Genomic DNA, 20465 nt, shown 5'->3' with positions numbered 1-20465 from the left:
GGCCGCCGGTCCGGGGCGGGGCCGGTCGGCGTAGCGTGGCTGGACGAGAGCGGCCGACGCCGCGTCAGAAGACGAAGGGACACCCATGGCTGACTACACCCTGCCCGACCTCCCGTACGACTACGCCGCCCTGGAGCCCCACATCTCGGGGCAGATCATGGAGCTGCACCACGACAAGCACCACGCCACCTACGTCAAGGGCGTGAACACCGCGCTCGAGCAGCTGGCCGAGGCCCGGACGGCCAGCTCGTTCGGCAACATCAACAAGCTCGAGAAGGACCTCGCCTTCCACCTGGGCGGCCACATCAACCACTCGGTGTTCTGGCCGAACCTGTCCCCCGACGGCGGGGACAAGCCGGACGGCGAGCTCGGCGCGGCGATCGATGAGTTCTTCGGCAGCTTCGACGCCTTCCGGGCGCAGTTCGAGGCCAACGCGAACGCCATCCAGGGCTCCGGCTGGTCGATGCTGGTCTACGACATCCTCGGGTCCCGGCTCAACGTCGTGCAGCTGTTCGACCAGCAGGGCAACCTGCCGCTCGGCCAGATCCCGATCCTGCTGCTCGACATGTGGGAGCACGCGTTCTACCTGCAGTACAAGAACGTCAAGGCCGACTACGCCAAGGCGTGGTGGAACGTCGTCAACTGGGCCGACGCGCAGCAGCGCTTCGCTGCGGCCAAAGCTCAGACGGCCGGCCTGATCGCCCCCTTCTGAGCGGATCTCCCCGAGAACGACGACTGCGTCGCTCCGCCACCCCGAACCGGGATGGGGAGCGACGCAGTCGTCGTCTCAGAGGCGACCAGACCCGGTCAGGTCCGGGGCCCGGCCTTGAGGCCGAGGATTGCGGCCTCGGCGTTGACCAGGCCGAACCCGTCGACCGCTGAGAACCCGGTCCCGAGCCGGTTCCGGAACGCACCGGTGAAGGTCGTGCCGTCGGCACGGGTCGCGACGAAGACCATGCCCTTGGGCTGGACCTTGCCCGAGGGGATGAAGACCGCACCCCCGAGCTCGTCGGCGCTGTTGCCCTCGTCGGACTGCAGGCGGGTGGTGACCGCGAAGTCACGGTCGATGCCGAACGTGAACGACTGACCCTTCTTCAGCCGCTGGCTGAACGACACCTTGAGGTGCTGGTACTGCCCGGGGAAGGTCCCGCCCGGCTTGGCGTAGGACGCCGTGATCCCCGACTTCTTCACCCCGGCCACCGAGCCCACGGTGAACGGGAACCCCACCGTGCGGTAGGGGGAGACGTCGACGAACGGACGCGGGTCGAAGACGATGCCGGCCGACTTCGTCCCCGTGCCGAGGGCGGTCGGGCTGGCCGTCTCCCCGTAGAAGACCACGGACTTGAGCGCCACCTTGCCGCGGTAGCTCACAGTGAAGAAGTTCGGGTCCGTCATCGAGCCCGGGAAGGCGTCGTTCTCAGGACTCTGAGGACCGCGGGCCGTCACGGTCAACCCCTTCGCCTTGCCCCGCGACGCCGAGGGGTCGAGGTCGTGGGTGAAAGTGCTCCGCTTCAGCTGCCGCCGCAGGTCGGCGGGGCTGATCTTGTGGTTGGTCCGCTGCACGGCCAGCGCGGCGATCCCGGCGGCGTGCGGAGCCGCTGCGCTGGTGCCGAAGAAGTTCGGCTGGCTGTCCGGGTCCAGGGTGGTGTCGGTACCGAAGAAGGTCGTGTTGCCTCCGTCGGTGCTGGCGATCTGCGGGACCTGACGGATCGACGCCGTGGCGTACCGGTTGCCGGCCGAGTCGAACAGCACGGGCAGCCTGCCCCCCGCCGAGGTGAACGACTCCGGCAGGTAGGAGCGGTACGGGTCGTACGCGGCGACCGCCGTCGCACCCTTCGCGGTCGGGTGCCCGATGATCGAAGGGGCGGTGGGGCTGCTGTACTCCGTGAAGTAGGCGTCCGCGTTCACGATGGTCGCCCGCAGCCGCTTGGCCTTCACCGGCCCGGTGCCCGAGCGCGAGATGACCATCTGCACGCCGGGCAGGTCGGGCAGCCCGAAGACCTCCGACGGCCGTCCCGAGAGCGTGTTGAGGTCGGCGACGGACCCGAGGTAGGCACCGTCCAGCCCGAAGAGCAGCACGTTGTAGTCGGTGGTGACCTTCGAGGGGGCCAGGACCGGGCGGACGGAGACGGTGAAGTCGCCGGTGGCGCCGTCGTAGCCGGTCACGGTGATCGTGTAGGGACCGGCCTGGTTGAGCTTGGTCACGAGGACCTCAGGCGAGCTGCCGGTGTCGATGACGCCGAGGTTGGTGCCGTCGGGGGCCGTGACCGACAGGATCAGGTCAGTCGTCCCGCTCGGGATCGCGTCGGTCGTGAACTGCACCGTCTGGCCGACCTGGGCCGGCGTGGCGTTGAAAGTCAACGAGGGGGCGGGGTTGGCGCCGGTGATCTCCCCGGCGCCCGTGAAGTACGGCGTGCCGTAGGTGGCCCCGTTGACGTCGACCGGGTCGTCCCACTGGAAGTCCACCACCCCGCCGCCGGGGCCGATGGCCACGGTCTGGGCCACGTCGGTGCCCGGGCCGGTCTTCATGTCCTGCAGTCCTCCGTCGTACAGCGCGGGGTCGACGTCGGAGAAGTCGAGGTTCGTCCCGCGCAGGGCGGTCGACGCGGGGAGCAGCCGCGCGTTGGACGCCCAGGCACCTGCGTCCTGGTTGTTGCCGGCGGAGGAGAAGTAGTGCACGCCCTGGGCGGCCACGTCGTCGATGGCGTCGGAGAGCACCGAGTCGGAGAACATCGGCTCGTCGAAGTAGGTGACGTCGTCGACGATGACGTCGGCGCGGCACGGGCCGGACTTGTCGGCGAGCCGACGGACGTTGTTGGCGAAGCCCACCAGACCGTTGTCGGCGGTGGCGAAGCACAGCTTCGCGGCCGGAGCGACGTCGTGGATGATCTGCAGCATCCCCCGGCCCTCGTCCTCACCACCGGTGGCTGAGGAGTCATCGACGACGACCACCGGCTGCGGGTACTTCGCGTTGCCCGGGCCCGGCAGGTCGCCGGAGGCGACGTCCTGGGCGGCGTGGATGGTCAGCGGGTCGCCAGCCACCGTGGTGGTCGCGCGGTCGTAGGAGTCCGACAGCACGCCGACGGTGACGCCGCGGCCGTCGATCCCCTTGGCCAGCAGCTTGTCGATCCGCTGGAAGGCGACGCCCTGGCTGGTCGCCGCGCCGACCTCGACCTTCGGCTTCAGCACCTGGACCAGCGTCCCGGTGTTGCGCAGGGCGTTCAGGGCGGTCATCGCCGACAGCGGGGCGAAGCCCTCGAGGGTCCCCCGCTTGGCGTCGACGGCCTTCACCACGAGACCCAGTGCCTGGGCCTGGCGCCGGTAGGCCTTCCGGTCCACCCCGGCCTGCGGGGTGAGGTCGACCAGCACGCGGCCCTTCGCGTCCCGGATCGTCAGCTTCTCCTGGTCGATCGACGGGGCGACCGACCGACGCGACGCGGTGCCGGCCTGGGCGACCAGCCGTCCCAGGCCGTTGCCGAGTCCGGAACGCACGCTGGTCTTGCCGGTTGCCGTCACCGGAGGTTTCGCCTCCGCCCCGGGTGCCGGCACCAGAGCCGCGGCCACCAGCGTCAACGACGCCACGGCGATCGGCAATCTCCACTTACGAACGGCCATTGAGGAACTCCCGAGTCGAGAAGCGCGTTCCGACCCCTCGCGTGGGCCGGTGGGCAAACCGTAGACCCTGCGGGCGAACTTCGCTGGCCGGCCTTCGTCATGGGCCACGACAAGGGGCTAGGACAAGGGGCTAGAACAAGGGGCCGGCGAGCGCTCGAACCGTCTCGATGGTGTCGGCTTCCTCGGCGGCCTTGTCGCCCCGGTAGCGCAGCACCCGGGCGAAGCGCAGCGCCACCCCACCGGGGTAGCGGGTCGAGGCCTGCAGCCCGTCACAGGCGATCTCGACCACCAACGACGGCTCCACGTAGACGGTGCCGGCGGTCCGCCGGACCTCCCGCCGCAGCAGCTGCTCGGTCTGCCAGCCGAGCAGCTCGTCGGTGAGGCCCTTGAACGTCTTGCCGAGCATCACCAGCCCGCCGCCCGTCGGGTCCCGAGCCGCCAGGTGCAGGTTGGAGAGCCAGCCCTGACGGCGGCCGTGCCCCCACTCCGCGGCCGTGACCACGAGGTCGAAGGTGTGTCGGGGCTTCACCTTGACCCAGGCCGCGTCACGGCGCCCGGCCGCGTACGGGGCGTCGAGGTTCTTGACCACGATCCCCTCGAAGCCCCGACCGACCGCATCGGCGAACGCGGACGCCACCTCCTCGGTCGTGTCGCAGCGACGGCGCGGCACCAGCAGCTCCACCGGCAGCAGCTGCTCCATCGCGGTCAGCCGGGCCGTGAGCGGCTCGTCCAGCAGGTCACGGCCGTCGATGTGCAGCAGGTCGAAGACGAACACCCGCAGCGGTGGGGTCGCCGCCGCCTCGTCGGCGCCGCTCATCGTCCGCGACGCCACCACCTGGAAGGCCTCCGGCGCGCCGTCGGGCCGCAGGGCCAGCACCTCGCCGTCGAGCACCACCCGGTCCGTGGCCAGGCTCCGGGCTACGCCGACCACCTCGGGCAGCCGGTCGGTGATGTCGTCCAGGCTGCGGGTGAAGACCCGGACCTGGTCGCCGTCGCGGTGCACCTGGACCCGCACCCCGTCGAGCTTGGCGTCGACGAGGGCGGGCAGGCCGGTCCGCTCGGCGGCGGCGGCCGGGTCGGACGCGCTGGCCGCCAGCATCGGCTGAACCCCGACACCCACCCGGAGCCCGATCTGCTGCAGCGCCGCCAGCCCGCCGGCCTGCAGAGCCACCGCCGCCGCCGGCGTCGACGAGCTGAGCATCGCGGCCCGGCGGACGGCGGCGACCGGAACCCCGTACGCCGCGGCCAGCCCCTCCTGGACCTGCGACTCGAGCGCGCCCTGGCGCAGGTCCCCGAGCACCAGCCCCCGCAGGAACGCCTGCTCGTCCGCGGTGGCGCGCGCGAACAGCGCCTGGACACCGGCGGCGCGGAGACCGCTCGATCCCGGACCGGAAAGCTCGGCGAGCGCGGCGAAGGCCTCGTCCACCTCGGCCACGGTGAGGGCGGCTTCCGGTGCCGCCGGCGGCAGCTGCTGCAGGAGACGCCAGCCGACGCCGGTCCGGCGCTGGCGCAGGCTGCCGGAGAGATAGCTGACCACGGTCTCCACCTCGGCCGCGTCGGCGTCGCGGAGGACTGCCGCGATGAGGTCCCGCTTGGCCAGCCGGGACCGGGTGGCGCTGAGGGCCGTCCACGTCGAGGTCAACCGGTTGAGCTGCACCCGTCCATTCTCGGCGGCCCACGGCCTTCTGCGCTACGCTCCGTAAGAGCGCTCCCACGACGACGTCTTCACTCCTGAAAACGTCCCGGGTGGGCGTTGCCCATTGACACCGAACCGGTTAAGTGATGGGTTGACCTGGAACGTTCGACGAAGAGCGAGGAACGAGGCCATGCAGGTGATCGGGGTAGAGGTGCGCCTAGGCCGCCACGCCCTCGGCTGTCCACCCAGCCGCACGAGCCGCGTCGCCCCGCCGTCGACTTCCGGCACCGAGGTGAGCCGATAGACGTCCCGCTCGAGGCACCGCGACCGACCCGGCCCCGGCTGCGCCAGACCGCCAGCCGCCAGATCTCGGCCACTCGTCCCCCTGACCACCGATCCACCCGCACGACCGGCACGTCCCACCGCACTTCCCGACTTGCAACGAAGCCATCCTCAGGAAGGATCTCGATGACCAACCCCGAGCTCGACCCCGCAGGCCCTCTCGACGACATCCAGCCCACCGCGACGTGGACGAGCAGCCGGCGACGGTTCCTCTCCCTGGCCGGCCTGGCCGTCGGCGGCAGCATCATCGGCCTCGGCGCCACCGGCTGTGGCACCGCGCAGACCGGCAGCAGCGCCGGCACTGGAGGAGCCAAGGGCCGCCCCGGCGCCTCGGGCGACACCTTCTTCGTCGCCGGCTTCCAGTGGGGGCCGCCCACCAACTTCAACCCGGTCGGTGCCACCCCGCAGTGGCCCACCGCCTCGCGCCAGAGCCAGTTCATCTACGAGACCCTGCTGCGCTTCAACCTGATCGACGGCTCGCTCTCCCCCGGCCTCGGCAAGGAGCTGCAGGAGACCGACGACCAGACCCTCACCGTCGCGCTGCAGGACGGCACGAAGTGGTCCGACGGGACCGAGCTCACCGCCGACGACGTGGTCTACAGCTTCGAGCTGGGCAAGCCGGGCAACGTCAGCACCAACTACTCCAGTGTCTGGACCTACCTGGACTCGGTCACCGCCAAGGACGCGCGGACGGTGGAGTTCAAGCTCAAGGCCAAGCCGTACAACCCCGGCTCGGTCAAGGACGCCATCGCGAACGTCTACATCATCCCGAAGGCGGTCTGGAGCGCGATCGGCAACGACAAGATCACGGCCGAGACCAACCTCAAGCCCATCGGCAGCGGCCCGTACCTGATGGACAAGGCCGACCAGACCCAGGTGGCGCTGAAGCGGAACGACGACTACTGGGGCAAGACGGCCTTCGGCACGCCGGCGCCGCTGGCGATCGTGCACCCGATCTTCAAGAGCAACAACGACGGTGACCTCAAGCTGGCCAGCGGCGAGATCGACGCCAGCCAGCAGTTCACCGCCCAGATCTGGAAGATGTGGGAGGACCAGAAGAAGCCGGTCTCCACCTGGCTCAAGGACAAGCCGTACTACCTGCCCGGCAACCTGCCCCTGTTGATCTTCAACATCAACCGCAAGGGCCTGGACAACGTGCTGGTCCGGCAGGCGATCGCCTACTCGATCGACTACCCGAACATCGCGGCGACGGCCATGTCGAGCTACTCCGACCCGGCCAACGCCAGCCTCATCGTGCCCACGGGCTATGAGAGCAAGTTCTACGACGCCGCCGGGGTGAAGGCCGACGGCTGGACGTTCGACGCCGACAAGGCCGTGCAGATCCTCGAGGGCGACCTCAAGGCCAAGAAGGGCTCCGACGGCATCTATGTGCTGCCCGACGGCACCAAGCTGGGCGGCTGGGAGCTGATCACCCCGACCGGCTGGACGGACTGGAACACCGCCTGCGAGATCGTGGCCAAGTCGGCCAAGGCGATCGGCATCGGGATCGAGACCAAGTTCCCGCAGGCCCCGACGATGCAGAAGTCCATGCAGAACGCCGACTTCGACCTCTGCATGTACTCCTACACCGGCGTCACCGCCGCCAGCCCGTGGGTGCGCTTCCGCGACGCCATGGACAACCGTGGGGTGCCCGAGGCCGGCAAGACCGCCTTCTTCAACTACAACCGGTTCTCCCACCCCGACGTGCCTGGCCTGCTCGACGCTGCGGCGGCGGCGAAGTCCGACGCCGACGCGAAGTCGGCCTACACGGCCCTGGACAAGATCTACCGCGAGCAGATCCCCGTCGTGCCCCTGATGTACCGCCCGCTGGAGTTCTACGAGTTCAACGAGACCAACTGGACGGGCTTCCCGACCTCGGAAAACCCGTACGCGCCGCCGATGTGGCAGGGCGCGGGTATCAACTGGATGTTCAAGATCAAGAAGGTCGGGGCCTAGGGCCGGACGGGTAGACCGCGAGGGTGCGAGAGGAATAGCTGATCATGGGACTGTCCCGCTATCTCGGACGACGACTGCTGTGGTTCCTCGGCACCCTCGTGGTGGCGTTGCTGCTGAACTTCTTCCTGCCCCGGCTGATCCCGGGCAACCCGGTGGACTCGATCGTGTCCAACCTGTCCAAGGGTGGCGGGGTCGGCGGGGAGGACCTGAAGGTCATCTACGAGAACTACAACCGAGAGTTCGGCCTGGACAAGCCGCTCTGGGAGCAGTTCTTCATCTACCTCGGCCAGCTGGCGCACGGGAACTTCGGGACCTCGTTCGCCCAGTACCCGGCGTCGGTCAACGGGCTGATCGCCCAGTCGCTGCCCTGGAGCATCGTGCTCCAGGTGCCGGCGATCCTGATCGGCTGGATCGTCGGCAACATCCTCGGGGCGATGGCGGCCTTCCGCGGCGGCTGGTTCGACCGCGGCGCCTTCGTGACGTCGTTGTTCGCGACCTCGATTCCCTACTACTGCCTGGCGATCCTGCTGCTGTTCATCGTTGGGGTGAAGCTCGGCATCCTGCCGATCGGCGGGGCGTACTCGTTCGGGTTGTCACCGGAGTTCAGTGCCGCGTTCTTCGGTGACGCCATCACCTACTTCTGGTTACCGTTCTGGTCACTGGTGCTGGTGTTCATCGGGGGGCAGGCTGTGGGCATGAGGTCGATGGCGATCTATGAGCTCGGCGCGGACTACGTCAACTACGGCCGCGGTCTGGGCCTGAGCGACAACCGGATCACCCGGTACGTGTTCCGTAACGCGATGCTGCCGCAGATCACCGGCCTGGCGCTGTCGATCAGTGGCCTGGTCGGTGGTGCGCTGGTCACCGAGCTCGTGTTCTCCTACCCCGGCGTCGGAACCCTCCTCTTCAACGCGATCAGCCAGGTGGACTACCCGGTGATCTCCGCCGTCACCTTGATCATCACGCTGGCGGTGCTGCTGGCGAACTTCGCCGTCGACATCGTCAACGGCCTGATCGACCCCCGGATCCGGGCTGCACAGAGTGGAGAGCGCTGATGAAGACGGTCAACCTGACCCCCCGGTTCTGGGTGGCCGCCAGTCTGGTGATCCTCACCCTGGTGGTCGGCCTGATCGGGCCGTTCGTGGTCCGCACCGACCCCGACTCGGTGATCGGCGGCCTCTACGACAAGCCCGCCGGCACCCTGCGGATGCTGCTCGGCACCGACAACGAGGGCCAGAGCGTGCTGGCCAACCTGGTCTACGGGACGCGCACCTCGCTGCTGGTGGGCCTGGTGGCCGGCCTCATCGCCAGCGCGATCGGGCTGACGCTCGGGCTGATCGCCGGCTACCAGGGCGGCTGGCTCGACGATGTGATCTCGGGTCTCACCAACGTCGCGCTGGCCATCCCCTCGATCGTGCTGGTCATCCTGCTGGGCATCGCCTTGAACGACCGCAGCTCGCTCTCCCTCGCACTGATCATCGGGGTCACATCGTGGCCGTGGATGGCCCGTGCGGTCCGGGCTCAGTCGACGTCCATCCGCTCCCGTGAGCACATCGACGTCGCCCGGCTCTCCGGCGCGTCCTGGATCTCGATCCTGACCCGCGACGTGCTGCCCTACCTGCTCAGCTACGTCGTGATGGCGTTCGTGCTGCAGGTCTCGGGCGCGATCCTGGCCGAGGCGGCGCTGAGCCTGCTGGGCCTCGGGCCGTCCGGCACCACCAGCCTTGGCGTGATGCTCTACTGGGCCCTGCAGTGGGGCTCGATCCGCACCGGCGCATGGTGGGCCTTCCTGCCGCCGACGGTGATGCTGACCCTGATCGCCTTCTCGCTGCTGCTGCTGCAGTCCAGCCTGGACGAGGTCTTCAACCCGCGGCTGCGTCGCGGCAAGCTCGCGAAGAAGGCCAAGGGCGGGGTCGCCGAGGTACCGGCGGCGGCGCCGACCCCGATCGGCGCGACCGGCATCATCGAGACTCCCGTTCCTGTGACCGCTGGAGGTAACTGATGGCCCGGCTGCTCAACGCCGAGAACCTGCGGGCGGCCTACCGCACGCCCGATGGCCGTCAGGTCTTCGCCGTCGACGACGTCAGCGTCTACATCGACGAGGGCGAGGTGCTGGGGGTGGCCGGTGAGTCCGGCTGCGGCAAGTCGACGCTCGGGGCGATCCTGTCCCTGACCACGCGGCCCCCGCTCTACGTGGAGAGCGGCACGCTGGAGATCGACGGCAAGCGGCAGGAGCTGGGCGCGCGCAGCAAGATCCCGCGTACCTGGCGGGGCTCGGTGGTCTCGCTGCTGCCCCAGGGTGCGATGAACTCCATCAGCCCCACGCAGCGGGTCCGCGACCTCGTCGTCGACGTGGTCCGGGCGCACGACCGCAGCGTCAAGCCCGACGAGGCCTTGGACCGGGCGCGCGACCGGCTGCGGTCGCTCGACCTGCCGGTCCGCGTCCTGGACTCCTACCCCCACCAGCTCTCGGGCGGGATGAAGCAGCGGACGGTGACCATCATCTCCACGCTGCTGAACCCGCGGCTGCTGATCGCCGACGAGCCGACCTCGGCCCTGGACGTGTCGTCGCAGAAGGCGCTGATCGACATGCTGCTGCAGATGCTGGACCAGCAGATCATGTCCGGCGTCGTCTTCGTCACCCACGACCTACCGGTCCTGCGGACCGTCAGCAACCGGATCGCGGTCATGTACGCCGGCAAGATCGTCGAGGTCGGCGACGCCGAGGAGATCACCGAGCGGCCGCGGCACCCCTACGCCGCCGCCCTGCTCAGCGCCGTGCTGGTGCCCGAGCCGCGCTACCGCTCGATGAGGGTCTACGGCATCCCGGGCGCACCGCCGAACCTGGCGAACCCGCCGTCGGGCTGCCGGTTCCACCCCCGTTGCGGTGTGGCCTACCCGGAGTGCAGCGAAGATGAGCCGCCGCACGTCGGCGACGAGCTGCGCTACTCGAAGTGCTTCTGGGCGAAGAAGCACCCCGGGGAGTCGGTGCCCATCAGCGCGGTCACGTCCGAGACGCTGGCGGGCGCGGACCCCGTGGTGGTCTCGGAGAACGCGGAGGTGCCGGCATGAGCGACGTCCTGGTGGCCTCCAACGTGTCCAAGACCTTCGGCCACGGCAAGAACGTGGTCGAGGCGGTCAAGGACGTGTCCTTCACGCTGGCCGAGAACGAGGTCGTGACCGTCGTCGGGGAGAGCGGGTCGGGCAAGTCGACCCTCGCCCGGATGGTGCTCGGCCTGATGCCGATCACCTCGGGCTCGCTGACCTTCCGCGGCGACGACGTCTCCAAGATGGGTTCGCGGGCCAGGACGACCTACTGGAAGGACGTCCAGGCGGTCTTCCAGGACCCGTTCTCGGCCTTCAACCAGTTCTTCACCGTGCGCCGGCTCCTCGGCCGCTCGATGCGGCTGCTGGACGAGAAGGTCGGGCAGGAACGGCTCGAGGAGTCCCTGGGATACGTCGGCCTCAACGCGCGGGACGTGCTGGACCGGTTCCCCCACGAGCTGTCGGGCGGTCAGCGGCAGCGGGTGATGATCGCCCGGGCGCTGATGATGCGACCCAAGCTGCTGGTGGCCGACGAGGCGACCTCGATGCTGGACGCCTCGCTGCGGGTCAACGTGCTGAACGTGCTCACCGACCTGCGCGACCAGCTGGGTATGACCGTGCTGTTCATCACCCACGACATCGGCCAGGCCTGCTACGTGGCCGACCGGGTGCTGGTGATGGAGCACGGTGTGATGGTGGAGCAGGGCCAGGCCGAGGACGTCATCTTCCGGCCACAGCACGAGTACACCCAGCGGTTGCTGAGTGACGTGCCGAAGCTGCACGAAAGCGCCTGACTCCCTAGACCGCCTGAGCCACCCGTCCTCTGGCCTCGAGGAACGGGTGGCTCAGGCACCTCAGCCGGCCTACCCCACCGCCACCGGTGTCGGGACGGCCGGCGCCTCGGCGGGCTGGTCCGCGCGCGGCCGGCGCAGGGCCAGCACCAACAGCATGACGGCGGCCAGCGCCCCGAGCAGCGCGACGGCGGCGGCCGTCCCCAGCGACATCAGGTCGGTGCTCCAGAGATAGGTGATGTAGGTCGAGACCGACGCGGCCTGGATGGCGACCGCGGGCAGCACGTACCGGCGGTCGACGAAGCACGCGACGACCAGCAGCACCTCGGCCAGGTAGAAGTAGCGCTCGTGCATCTGCGGCAGCAGCAGAGGGACCAGCAGGGTCGCGGTCGCGCCCAGCAGCACGGTCTGGCCGTTGGTGAGCGGCAGCCGACGACGCAGCAGCCAGACGCCGAAGCCCAGGACCACCGCGGCGGCCAGCGCCAGCCCGACGTACTTCCAGACGGTGCCTGCGTCCGAGGGCAGCCAGGCGTACCAGGTGGGGGCGTTCCGGGTCAGGGTGCCCGTCGACGTGCCGCCCCCGCCGCCGGTGCCGAAGCCGCCGGTGCCACCGCCGCCGAAGCCGCCCCGGCCACCGGTGGTCCCTCCCCCACCGAAGCCACCCCGACCCGCACCACCGACGGCTCGCGCTCCGGCACCGGCCGCGCCACCGGTGTCGCTGACCTGAGCCGGGTAGACCGCCAGCTGGCTGGCCAGGCTGCGCCCCGCGACCAGCGCCGGTACGAGGGCGGCGAAGAACGCGGCGGGCACGGCCACCAGGGCGAGCAACCGTTGCCGGTTCAGCAGCAGTACCACGACCAGCACGGGCAGGAAGAAGACCGCCTGCAGCTTGAACGCGAACGCGAGCCCGAACAGGACGCAGGCCAGCCAGGGGCGCCGGCGCAGCAGAAAGTACAGGCTGCCGACGCAGCAGGCCGCGTAGAGGGAGTCGCACTGGGCCCACGCGCTGCTGTTCAACACCACCGTCGGGAGCAGCAGGACCACGGAGGTGGCCAGGACCGGCGCCCAGCGGCTGCCCGGCCGGAGCTGACGGACGGTCGCGTGGACGAAGCCGGCGAGCAGCAGGTCGCCCAGCACCGACAGCGTCTTGACCGCCACCAGCGGCGTCACCGGCACGTGGGTCATCAGCCACAGCAGCACCAGGTACGGCGTGTTGTAGTTCGAGAAGTCCCCCGCCAGGGCGGAGAACCCGCCCGACAGCTGCTCGTACCAGGGCAGCAGGAAGGAGCGGTAGTCACCGGACTGGACGTCGTAGAGCTGCCAACGCAGCACCAGGGCGGCCAGGACGACGAGCCCCAGGGTCAGCCGTGGCCACGACCACAGGGAACGGGCCCGGACGGGCAGGGCTGACGGCACGAGAGTTCCTCCGAAGATCGACGGTGTCCCCCCACCCTCGGGCACCCGGCTGTCGCCTTCCTGTGCACCCGCTGTCCGGCACCATCGGACTCTGGGCGACCGTTCACAGTTCATCCGATCGTGAATACACCGATACCTGTATGGTCGGGGCGTGCAGATCGCGACCCCGACCGATGCGCTCGCCCGCTTCGGCCACGCCCTCTCCGACCCCACCCGGGCCCGGGTGCTGATGACCCTCCGGGACGGACCGGCCTACCCGGCGGACCTGGCCGACCAGGTGGGGGTGAGCCGGCAGGCGATGTCGAACCACCTGGGCTGCCTACGGGGCTGCGGCCGCGTCGTCGCCGTTCCGGAGGGCCGCCGAACCCGCTACGAGCTGACCGACCCGCGACTTCGCCACGCCCTGGCTGACCTGCTGGAGCTCGTGCTGGTCGTCGACCCGGGCTGCTGCGGCGGTGTGGGGAACGAGCACACCGCCGCGGCGACCACGCCCGGGACGCGGGTGCCAGTATGACGTCGCTCGAGATGGGGCCGGCTCCGGCACGCCGCGCCGTCCTGGCTCACCGGATCCGGTGGTTCGTAGCCGCCACCATCGGGTACAACGTCGTCGAGGCCGTGGTCGCCCTCGCCGCCGGCCGCCAGGCGTCCTCGAGCGCGCTGGTCGGGTTCGGCCTCGACTCCGTCATCGAGGTCGCGTCCGCCGCGGCCGTGGCCTGGCAGTTCTCGGGCCGGGACCCCGAAGCGCGCGAGAAGAAGGCGCTACGGGTGACTGCCTGCTCGTTCTTCGCCCTGGCCGTCTTCGTCACCGCCGATGCCGTCAGGTCACTGGTCGGAGCAGGCTCTGCCGAGCACTCCACCGCCGGCCTCGTGCTGGCAGCGGTCAGCCTCGGGGTCATGCCGCTGCTCTCCTACGGCCAGCGACGCGCCGGCCGTGAGCTCGGGTCCCGGTCCGCGGTCGCCGACTCCACGCAGACCCTGCTCTGCACCTACCTGTCCGCGGTGCTGCTCATCGGCCTGGCCCTGAACAGCGTGTTCGGCTGGTCCTGGGCCGACCCGGTCGCCGGCCTGGTCATTGCGGCCGTCGCCGTCCGCGAAGGCGTCCAGACCTGGCAGGGCGACGCCTGCTGCACCCCGGCCACCGCCCTGCCCCCGTCAGACGGCGGCGGGCGTGGGCTCGATACCGGCTGCGCGGCCGCGTGCTGCGCGCCGGCCTCCAGCCGGTAGTCCGCCACCAGCCGGCCGGCATGACGCGAAGCACCCGGGCACGAACACTCCGACCTGGCCCCGTCCTCGCCCCGGCAGTCGTCTGGTCCCCACGTGGCTTCCTCGACCCGACGCCAGGTGGGTCTCGACCTCTCCTCGTCCCGGGTAGCGTGAGCCAGCGTGCGTCGGTTCGCGGTCCTGGGGTTCGTCGTCGCCGTGCTCCTCGGCCTCGCCTCGCGAACGCTCGGGCCGACCGGCTTCTCCCTGTGGGACAAGAGCTTCGGTGACGCCGACTACACCGTCATGTTCGGGTTCGTGCTCCTCGCGCTGTGGCCGGCCCTGTCCGCGCTCGCCGTCGGTCTCGGGGCGTTCGCCATCTGCCTCGCCCTCGAGGTGTTCCAGCTCACCGGTCTACCGCTGCGCGCGCCGCAGCCCCTGAGGTTCCTGCTGGGCGGCTCCTTCGCCTGGGCGGACGTCTTCTGCTACGCGGTCGGGGCGCTCGCGGTGAGCCTCGTCGTGCACCTGCGGGACCGCCGCAGCCCCGCCAGTCCTCGGCGGTGATGTCTCGTCGCCCGTGCGGCCGTTCGGCCGTCCTGCGCCCCGCCCACCGGGCGTACCAGGGCCGGCGGGGCGCACGAACCAGTTGACCTGGCCCTCGGGTGAGGCGCCGTGGGCCGGACACCGCGGCAGCGGTTCAGCCGGGACGTTCGGCTGCGTCGATCGTCTGGCTGAGCAGCATCGCGATGGTCATGGGTCCGACGCCTCCGGGAACGGGGGTCAGCAGCCGGGCCTGGCCGGCAGCCGCGGCCTGCTCGACGTTGGCGGTGGCGACGAGCTGCGCCAGACCGCGGGTGCGGAAGTGGCAGATCGTCACGGTGGCGTCGCGACCGAGGAGCAGCATGGCCACCGGCTTGCCCAGGATCGCGCTGCGTCCGACCACGACGGCGTGCTGGCCGGTGAGTGGAACTTGGTTAGGTGTGCGAGGCCGGGTCGTCCCCGACCAACACGGTCGCCAGCGCGGGGGCCCGACCGCGTCGACGCTCGAACTCGGCCGCCCGGGTAGCGGCCGTCTCGAGGACCTGCTGGGCTACAGCGTCCCCGTCCATCAGCTCTGCTGGCATGCGCGCTCCTGGCTTCGAGGAGCACCCAGGCGGACGACGCTCGCCGTGACGCTTCCCGGTGGCGACCACCCTCGCCAGTCGCAGAAGAAGGGTATGCCGGACCGGCAGCCGAGGCCGAGTCGGGACCTGGGTCGGCGGACCGGCCGGGTCGAGGACTCGTACGCCTTCGCCTCTGCACCCACCAGCTCGGCTTCGTCCTCGAGTCCCCGCAAGTCTGACCCCGGCCATCTGCCATGAATGAGTGGGATGAGATGGCTGAGGTGGCTGAGGTCACCTCACAGCCCTACGCCCAGTTTCATCCTGCGCCAGAGTGTGTGTGGTCGTCCTCCGGGGTGTGGGGTGACCGTCTGGGTCTGCCCAGGACAGCAGGCGCGGACGAAAGGCGTGGCCGGGGCGCGGGGCCGAGCGGCAGCCCTGGGGAGCGGGTCCAGCCGGTCTCGTAGAAGGCGTCGCGAAGCTCGGCGTCGACGGGCACCGGCCCGGCTCCACATTGGCGCAGCACCAGGTCGCAGGTCCCCAGCCTCACCGGAACGCCGGCGGTTTCCCGGCGGCGAGCAGGGTGGGCAGCCAGCGGTGGTAGGCCGGGTGGGAGAGCCGCAGTCCCGGGAGCGCCTCAGCCGGGAACCACCCGAGGTCGTCGTGCTCGTCCGGAGCGGCGTTCGTGGGCTGCCCCGCCCAGGCGGTGACTAGGAAGGCATGAGGCACCAGGACGGGATCGCTCAGGTCCAGGTCGAGACGGTGCATCCGCACGACGTCGACCGCGACCTCTTCGCGGCACTCACGCCTGACCGCCTGCTCGGGCGACTCACCGATCTCGACGTGTCCGCCGATCAGGTCCCAGCAGTCGGGGTACCAGCGCCGTGCGGGATGTCGGTGACCCAGCAACAGCGTGCCGTTGCGGACCAACGCCGCTAGGGCGATCTCGACCGTCACTCTCGCCACCTCCGCCCGGCACGGTAGCCCCTTCGACACGGCCAGGCTTGCGAGAGGCGGGCCGCACACCCCCCGCCCCGCGGGACGGTGGCGGTCATGGAGGAACGGGGCGATCGACCCGCAGCACCTCGGGCTTGTACCAGGCGGCGTACAGGCCGAAGGCGAGGGCCCGGCCGGTACTCATCTCCTGGCTGTGCACGCTCGGGTTGCCGGGGTCGAGCACGCCCTGGCGGAGGCCCGGCAGGTCGAGGAACTGCTGGGCGGCCGGCGACGCCTCCACCACTTCCAGCAGCCCGAGCAACGACGCCGAACGTCCGGCCAGCCACTGGCCGCGGTCCATGGCCTGGCCGCCACGGGGGTCGGCGAGCGGGGGGTCTTGCCGGACCGACAGGGTTACCGCACGGGCGGCGCGGGTCAGCGCGGGTAGTTCTCCGGACGCGGGGTGAAGATCAGGTTCTGGCCGACGACGGTACGGGGGCGCTGCAGCGCGTGCAGGATCTCGGCGGCCACATCGTCCGGCTGCATCATCCGTTCCGCCGGGATGTGCCACTGCTCCATCATCGGCGTGTCCATGGCGGCCGGCATGATGCCCTGGATCCGGCACGGGTGCGAGAACTCCCGCACCTCGGTCTGGAAGATCTCGGTGGCCTTGGTGAAGGCGGCCTTGGAGCTGTTGTAGGCCACCGCCCCGCTGCCGACGGTGACCGCGGAGATGGAGAGGACGTTGAAGATCTCGGCCTCCCGCTCACCGCCGTGGACCTCCAGGTAACCGTTGAGAAACTCCTTCATCAAGAAGACCGGGCCGTGACAGTTCACCGCGAAGACCTGCGCGTACGCCGCCTCGTCCACGTCCACCAGGTAGCCGGGCCGGTCGATGCCGGCCACGTTGACCAGGATGTCGAAGTCCTCGCCGTGCGCGGCGAAGAGCTCGGCCATCGCCGCGGCCCGGTGACCCGCGTCGGTCACGTCGAAGGGACGGACCTCCCCGGACCCACCGGAGGCCTGCACCTGGGTGAGCGTGGCCTCGGCTCCTGCTGGGTCGATGTCGGCGACCACGACGTGAGCGCCGGCAGCCGCCAGTGCCGCGCAGGTCGCTCGACCCAGCCCGCTCGCCCCGCCGGTCACGAACGCCACCCGACCCTGCACTGCTGGCACGACACACCCCTCGCTCGACTCGTCACGCTCCACCGCTCAGCCACACCCACTACCCAGCCGGCGGGCGCTCACGCGAGAGACGCCCCGGGGCGGCAGCCGACCGCGGCGGTGGACGAGGGCGGTGAGAGTCAGCTTCGGGCGCGGACGATCCCGAGCCGGTCACCGCCGAGGTCGGGGAAGACCCCGCCGGCCGCGACCCCGCTGCGCTTCTCGACCACTTCGGCCAGGACCGTCCGGATGTCGGTGGTGCCGGCCAGGTCGCCCTGGTCGAGGTCGGCCGGGGCCAGGCCGGGCCAGCGGCCGTGCACGCGGCCGCCGACCACGCCGCCGCCGAGCACCAGGCAGGCGTTGCCGTGGCCGTGGTCCAGGCCGCCGGAGCCGTTCTCGCCCACCCGCCGGCCGAACTCGCTCATGGTCACCAGGGTGACGTCGGCGAACCGGTCGCCGAGGTCGGTGGCGAAGGCCGCCAGGGCGCTGCCGAGGACGGTGAGCTGGTCGAACATCCAGCCGCGATCGCTCCTGCCCAGGCCGACGTGCATGTCCCAGTCGCCCAGGTCCACCGTCGCCGCCCGGACGCCGACGCCGGCCTTGACCAGCCGCGCGATCTCGCGGAGGCCGGTGCCGAGGCTGCCGGCTGGATAGGTCGCCCCGGTCGCCGGGGTGTAGCCGGCCCGCTCGAGGGTCCGCGTGGTGCGCGTGGCCGCGAGGGTGGCCAGGGCGGGGGCCTTGAGGACGGCGGGGGCCCGGGCGTAGAGGGCCCTCATGGCGGCCGCCAACCGTTCCTGCTCCCCCGGCAGGTCTGCGGCGATCAGGCTGAAGGAGTCGATGTCGGACATCACGACCTCCGGCACCGGTCCCCGCATCGACGACGGCGCCTCCCCCGAGCTCAAGGCGACGGCCGCGAAGTCGTTCCGGGGGCTGGTCAGGCCGACCATCCGGTCGATCCAACCCGTGCGCAGCGACGAGCCCGGCGCCGCGTTCTCCATCTCCTCCATCGCCTGGAAGTGCGAGCGCGTCCGGCTCACCTGACCGACCGCGTGCACCACGGCGAGCGAGCCGGCCCGGTAGAACGGCATCAGGGGAGCCAGCGCCGGGTGCAGGCCGAACATCGAGTCCAGGGGCAACGCCCGCGAGCTGGGGACGGCGATCGAGGGCCGGGCAGCGGCGTACGCCGGGTCACCCACGGGCGCGACGGCGGACAGCCCGTCGAAGCCGCCACGGAGGCTCAGGACCACCAGCGTGTCACCGGTGTAGCCCGGCTCGGCGAAGGCGACCTGGGTGGAGGTGCCGGCGATGTCGAGGCTAGTGACCAGTCCGGCCGCCCCGGCCGCGCCGATCGAGGCGAGGAACCGACGCCGGCTGAGCAGGCTGGCGCGCTCCCCCTCGGCGCAGCCGCACGGGCGGGTGGCGCTCGGACCACCAGTGGCAGGGGCGGGCGGGGTGAGCACGGCGGTCATGGGCGTCCTTCAGCGGATGGCGAAGTTGGGCGAGCTCAGGACCAGGGCGGCGACGTGGCCCAGCCGCCAGCCCAGGGCAGGGTCGGCGGGCCGCAGGACGTCACCGGGCTGGTGCTGCAGGAAGGTGCAGACCGCGGTCCGTTGCGCCGAGGTCAGGGTGAGGAGGAAGCGGTGGGCGAGCACGTCGACCAGGGCGCCGTAGGTCGTCGGCAGCTTCTTCGGCATCAGCTGCTGGGGCGTGAGGCGCGGGATGGCCGCGGCCGACCCACCCTTGGCCGCGCCGTCGTGGAAGTTCCACCGGCGCAACGTGGTCGAGGTGGTGGCCCAGGCCTCCGCGACGTCGGGGTAGCCGTTGGGCGCCGGCCACCCCATCGGAGCCTGGCCCATGAGGCGCAGGCACGACCGGAGCGCAGCCAGACCGGGCAGGGCGGCGGCGGTGGGCCGCGCGCCGAGCAACCGCAGGGTGGCGATTGCGTCCTCGTACGGCGTGCGGATCTTCTGCCCGACCGAGGCCCGGAACTCCGCGGACGTGAGCAGTGCCCTCAGGACCGGGACCGTTGCCGTGTCGTGGGCCTGGTAGACCTTGGCCAGCCTGGTCACGAGCGCGGCCGGAGGCTGGTCGGAGACGAAACGGACCGCCAGCTTGGTGGCGATCCGTCGGGCGGTGGCCGGGTGCCGCGCGAGGTAGCCGAGCAGGGACAGGGCGACCTGCTCGCCGCCGGCCGCGGTGGCGTTGGGGTGCGACCAGCCCAGGACGCGGACGGGTCCCACCCCGTGCAGCTCGGGCCGGAAGGCGTACTCCCCGTCGGCGTCCACGGTCAACCCGGTCAGGGCTCGTGCCGCGTCCGCGACGTCGGCCTCGGTGTAGCGGCCCCACCCGACGGTGTGCAGCTCGAGCATCTCCCGGGCGTGGTTCTCGTTCGGTGCCGCGGCGGTGCTGCTGGCCAGGTCCAGGACCCGCAGCAGTGCAGGGTGCCGGACGGCCGCGGCCAGCATCGCGCTGTACCGGCCGAAGGCGTACCGGCGGATCACCTCCGACTGGTACAGGTGCCCGTTGTCCCAGACCTCCGAGCTGGGCACGGGCACCACCAGATGGTTGGTCCAGAAGTCGACCGTCAGCTCGAACAGCTGCCGCTGGGACCACAGCGCTCGGGCCAGGTGCCGCTCGACGGTGCCGTTCATGAAGGCGTAGCGACCCGAGGGCGGGATGGCCGCCCGCACCTGGCTCGGCCGCCAGGTCTGCCCGGTCCAGCTGGGCATCAGCGTGTCGACGGCCCGGTCGGGGATGGAGGTCGGGTGCAGCTGGGCCTCGAGCCACGCCTTCGCGCCCTGGGCCCGGGCCTTGGCGAGCAGGGCAGGCGTGGGCCCGTAGGTCGCGCGGCGCAGCAGGTGCAGGACCGGGTCGGTGCTGGCGGCGTCAGCCTCGTCGGGGCTGCTCGCGAGGGCCGTGGCCCCCACCGCGGTGGCGGCAAGGCCCACCACCAGGGAGCGGCGGCTCGGCACCGGCGCGCCGTCTGGCCGGGTCAGGTCTGGCCGGGTCAGGTCTGGCCGGGTGGGCTCGGGGCCGGCCGAGGCGTCGAGCCCGACCGTGCCGGACGCGGCGGGACCGGGCGACATCGCTTCCTCTCTCGGCCGCCTCGTCACATTCCTCGAGCTCGGAGGACCGGCAGCGCGACGGTGGTCGCCCCGACGACCCGTCGCCCTCGACCCTAGGACCAGGCCAACGCTCAGGGCAGAGGCCTCGGACCCGGGCCCAAGGTCACGACAGCGCCGGCAGCCAAAAACAGACACCTTC

18 protein-coding genes and 1 pseudogene are annotated in these 20465 nt (G+C 70.9%); 9 read left to right on the top strand and 10 right to left on the bottom strand.

Annotation, left to right across the window (positions count from 1 at the left end; all coding sequences use genetic code 11):
- Positions 1 to 85 precede the first annotated feature (85 nt).
- The gene (locus tag ACFE7W_RS04900; protein WP_375423670.1) at positions 86 to 712 is read left to right on the top strand and encodes a superoxide dismutase; all 627 of its coding nucleotides are present in this window, start codon (positions 86 to 88) and stop codon (positions 710 to 712) included.
- A gap of 95 nt (positions 713 to 807) precedes the next feature.
- Here ACFE7W_RS04900 and ACFE7W_RS04895 read toward each other — a convergent pair whose 3' ends face one another.
- Positions 808 to 3582, bottom strand: a complete 2775-nt coding sequence (locus tag ACFE7W_RS04895; RefSeq protein ID WP_375423669.1) for a S8 family serine peptidase — start codon at positions 3580 to 3582, stop codon at positions 808 to 810.
- Positions 3583 to 3745: 163 nt separating this feature from the next.
- On the bottom strand, positions 3746 to 5272 hold the full coding sequence (locus ACFE7W_RS04890; RefSeq protein WP_375423668.1) for an ATP-dependent DNA ligase: 1527 nt from the start codon (positions 5270 to 5272) through the stop codon (positions 3746 to 3748).
- A 447-nt stretch (positions 5273 to 5719) separates the two neighbouring features.
- Here ACFE7W_RS04890 and ACFE7W_RS04885 point away from each other — a divergent pair, with 447 nt between their 5' ends.
- Genes ACFE7W_RS04885 through ACFE7W_RS04865 form a run of 5 tightly spaced genes read left to right on the top strand, consistent with a single transcriptional unit; the run spans position 5720 to position 11388 of the window.
- Positions 5720 to 7549: an ABC transporter substrate-binding protein gene (locus tag ACFE7W_RS04885; RefSeq protein WP_375423667.1), complete on the top strand. Its 1830-nt coding sequence runs from the start codon at positions 5720 to 5722 to the stop codon at positions 7547 to 7549.
- Between the two features lie 44 nt (positions 7550 to 7593).
- Complete coding sequence (locus tag ACFE7W_RS04880) at positions 7594 to 8604, top strand: ABC transporter permease (RefSeq protein ID WP_375423666.1); 1011 nt, start codon at positions 7594 to 7596, stop codon at positions 8602 to 8604.
- Positions 8604 to 9551 carry an ABC transporter permease gene (locus ACFE7W_RS04875; RefSeq protein WP_375423665.1) on the top strand — a complete coding sequence of 316 codons (948 nt, stop codon included), beginning with the start codon at positions 8604 to 8606 and terminating at the stop codon, positions 9549 to 9551. Before ACFE7W_RS04880 ends, ACFE7W_RS04875 begins: the two co-directional genes overlap by 1 nt.
- Complete coding sequence (locus ACFE7W_RS04870) at positions 9551 to 10621, top strand: ABC transporter ATP-binding protein (protein WP_375423664.1); 1071 nt, start codon at positions 9551 to 9553, stop codon at positions 10619 to 10621. Before ACFE7W_RS04875 ends, ACFE7W_RS04870 begins: the two co-directional genes overlap by 1 nt.
- Positions 10618 to 11388, top strand: coding sequence for an ABC transporter ATP-binding protein (locus tag ACFE7W_RS04865; protein ID WP_375423663.1), 771 nt, complete (start codon positions 10618 to 10620; stop codon positions 11386 to 11388). The genes ACFE7W_RS04870 and ACFE7W_RS04865 overlap by 4 nt, the downstream gene beginning before the upstream one ends.
- Before the next feature lie 69 nt (positions 11389 to 11457).
- Here the strand turns inward: ACFE7W_RS04865 and ACFE7W_RS04860 are convergent, their stop codons facing one another.
- Positions 11458 to 12801, bottom strand: coding sequence for a glycosyltransferase 87 family protein (locus tag ACFE7W_RS04860; protein WP_375423662.1), 1344 nt, complete (start codon positions 12799 to 12801; stop codon positions 11458 to 11460).
- Between the two features lie 151 nt (positions 12802 to 12952).
- Between ACFE7W_RS04860 and ACFE7W_RS04855 the strand changes: the two genes are divergently transcribed.
- The 3 genes from ACFE7W_RS04855 (at position 12953) to ACFE7W_RS04845 (ending at position 14565) form a co-directional block, all read left to right on the top strand.
- Complete coding sequence (locus ACFE7W_RS04855; protein ID WP_375423661.1) at positions 12953 to 13315, top strand: ArsR/SmtB family transcription factor; 363 nt, start codon at positions 12953 to 12955, stop codon at positions 13313 to 13315.
- Entirely contained in the window at positions 13312 to 14025 is a 714-nt protein-coding gene (locus ACFE7W_RS04850) for a cation transporter (protein ID WP_375423660.1), read from the top strand. The genes ACFE7W_RS04855 and ACFE7W_RS04850 overlap by 4 nt, the downstream gene beginning before the upstream one ends.
- A gap of 159 nt (positions 14026 to 14184) precedes the next feature.
- The gene (locus ACFE7W_RS04845) at positions 14185 to 14565 is read left to right on the top strand and encodes a DUF2809 domain-containing protein (RefSeq protein ID WP_375423659.1); all 381 of its coding nucleotides are present in this window, start codon (positions 14185 to 14187) and stop codon (positions 14563 to 14565) included.
- A 133-nt stretch (positions 14566 to 14698) separates the two neighbouring features.
- Here ACFE7W_RS04845 and ACFE7W_RS04840 read toward each other — a convergent pair.
- The 7 genes and pseudogenes from ACFE7W_RS04840 to ACFE7W_RS04810 all read right to left on the bottom strand — a co-directional run.
- Positions 14699 to 14965 (bottom strand): annotated as a pseudogene (locus tag ACFE7W_RS04840) (bifunctional 5,10-methylene-tetrahydrofolate dehydrogenase/5,10-methylene-tetrahydrofolate cyclohydrolase); the annotation flags it as partial.
- A gap of 10 nt (positions 14966 to 14975) precedes the next feature.
- The gene (locus ACFE7W_RS04835) at positions 14976 to 15125 is read right to left on the bottom strand and encodes a hypothetical protein (RefSeq protein WP_375423658.1); all 150 of its coding nucleotides are present in this window, start codon (positions 15123 to 15125) and stop codon (positions 14976 to 14978) included.
- Between the two features lie 522 nt (positions 15126 to 15647).
- Entirely contained in the window at positions 15648 to 16058 is a 411-nt protein-coding gene (locus ACFE7W_RS04830; protein ID WP_375423657.1) for an NUDIX hydrolase, read from the bottom strand.
- A gap of 94 nt (positions 16059 to 16152) precedes the next feature.
- Positions 16153 to 16398, bottom strand: a complete 246-nt coding sequence (locus ACFE7W_RS04825) for a hypothetical protein (RefSeq protein ID WP_375423656.1) — start codon at positions 16396 to 16398, stop codon at positions 16153 to 16155.
- 74 nt (positions 16399 to 16472) lie between these two features.
- Entirely contained in the window at positions 16473 to 17213 is a 741-nt protein-coding gene (locus tag ACFE7W_RS04820; protein ID WP_375423655.1) for an SDR family NAD(P)-dependent oxidoreductase, read from the bottom strand.
- A 128-nt stretch (positions 17214 to 17341) separates the two neighbouring features.
- Positions 17342 to 18670: a DUF1501 domain-containing protein gene (locus ACFE7W_RS04815; protein ID WP_375423654.1), complete on the bottom strand. Its 1329-nt coding sequence runs from the start codon at positions 18668 to 18670 to the stop codon at positions 17342 to 17344.
- A gap of 9 nt (positions 18671 to 18679) precedes the next feature.
- A complete protein-coding gene (locus ACFE7W_RS04810) occupies positions 18680 to 20287 on the bottom strand; it encodes a DUF1800 domain-containing protein (RefSeq protein WP_375423653.1) in 1608 nt (535 codons plus the stop codon).
- Positions 20288 to 20465: the final 178 nt, after the last annotated feature.

This window comes from uncultured Friedmanniella sp., assembly GCF_964244285.1.
Lineage (GTDB): Bacteria > Actinomycetota > Actinomycetes > Propionibacteriales > Propionibacteriaceae > Microlunatus.
This window is presented reverse-complemented; position numbering and strand designations above follow the sequence as displayed.

Bases quoted from the DNA above. Each gene is read 5' to 3' on its own strand.
- ACFE7W_RS04850 (WP_375423660.1), top strand. From the start codon at position 13,312: ATGACGTCGCTCGAGATGGGGCCGGCTCCGGCACGCCGCGCCGTCCTG.
- ACFE7W_RS04865 (WP_375423663.1), top strand. From the start codon at position 10,618: ATGAGCGACGTCCTGGTGGCCTCCAACGTGTCCAAGACCTTCGGCCAC.
- ACFE7W_RS04885 (WP_375423667.1), top strand. From the start codon at position 5,720: ATGACCAACCCCGAGCTCGACCCCGCAGGCCCTCTCGACGACATCCAG.
- ACFE7W_RS04880 (WP_375423666.1), top strand. From the start codon at position 7,594: ATGGGACTGTCCCGCTATCTCGGACGACGACTGCTGTGGTTCCTCGGC.
- ACFE7W_RS04815 (WP_375423654.1), bottom strand. From the start codon at position 18,670: ATGACCGCCGTGCTCACCCCGCCCGCCCCTGCCACTGGTGGTCCGAGC.
- ACFE7W_RS04835 (WP_375423658.1), bottom strand. From the start codon at position 15,125: ATGCCAGCAGAGCTGATGGACGGGGACGCTGTAGCCCAGCAGGTCCTC.
- ACFE7W_RS04900 (WP_375423670.1), top strand. From the start codon at position 86: ATGGCTGACTACACCCTGCCCGACCTCCCGTACGACTACGCCGCCCTG.
- ACFE7W_RS04825 (WP_375423656.1), bottom strand. From the start codon at position 16,398: ATGGACCGCGGCCAGTGGCTGGCCGGACGTTCGGCGTCGTTGCTCGGG.
- ACFE7W_RS04810 (WP_375423653.1), bottom strand. From the start codon at position 20,287: ATGTCGCCCGGTCCCGCCGCGTCCGGCACGGTCGGGCTCGACGCCTCG.
- ACFE7W_RS04875 (WP_375423665.1), top strand. From the start codon at position 8,604: ATGAAGACGGTCAACCTGACCCCCCGGTTCTGGGTGGCCGCCAGTCTG.
- ACFE7W_RS04870 (WP_375423664.1), top strand. From the start codon at position 9,551: ATGGCCCGGCTGCTCAACGCCGAGAACCTGCGGGCGGCCTACCGCACG.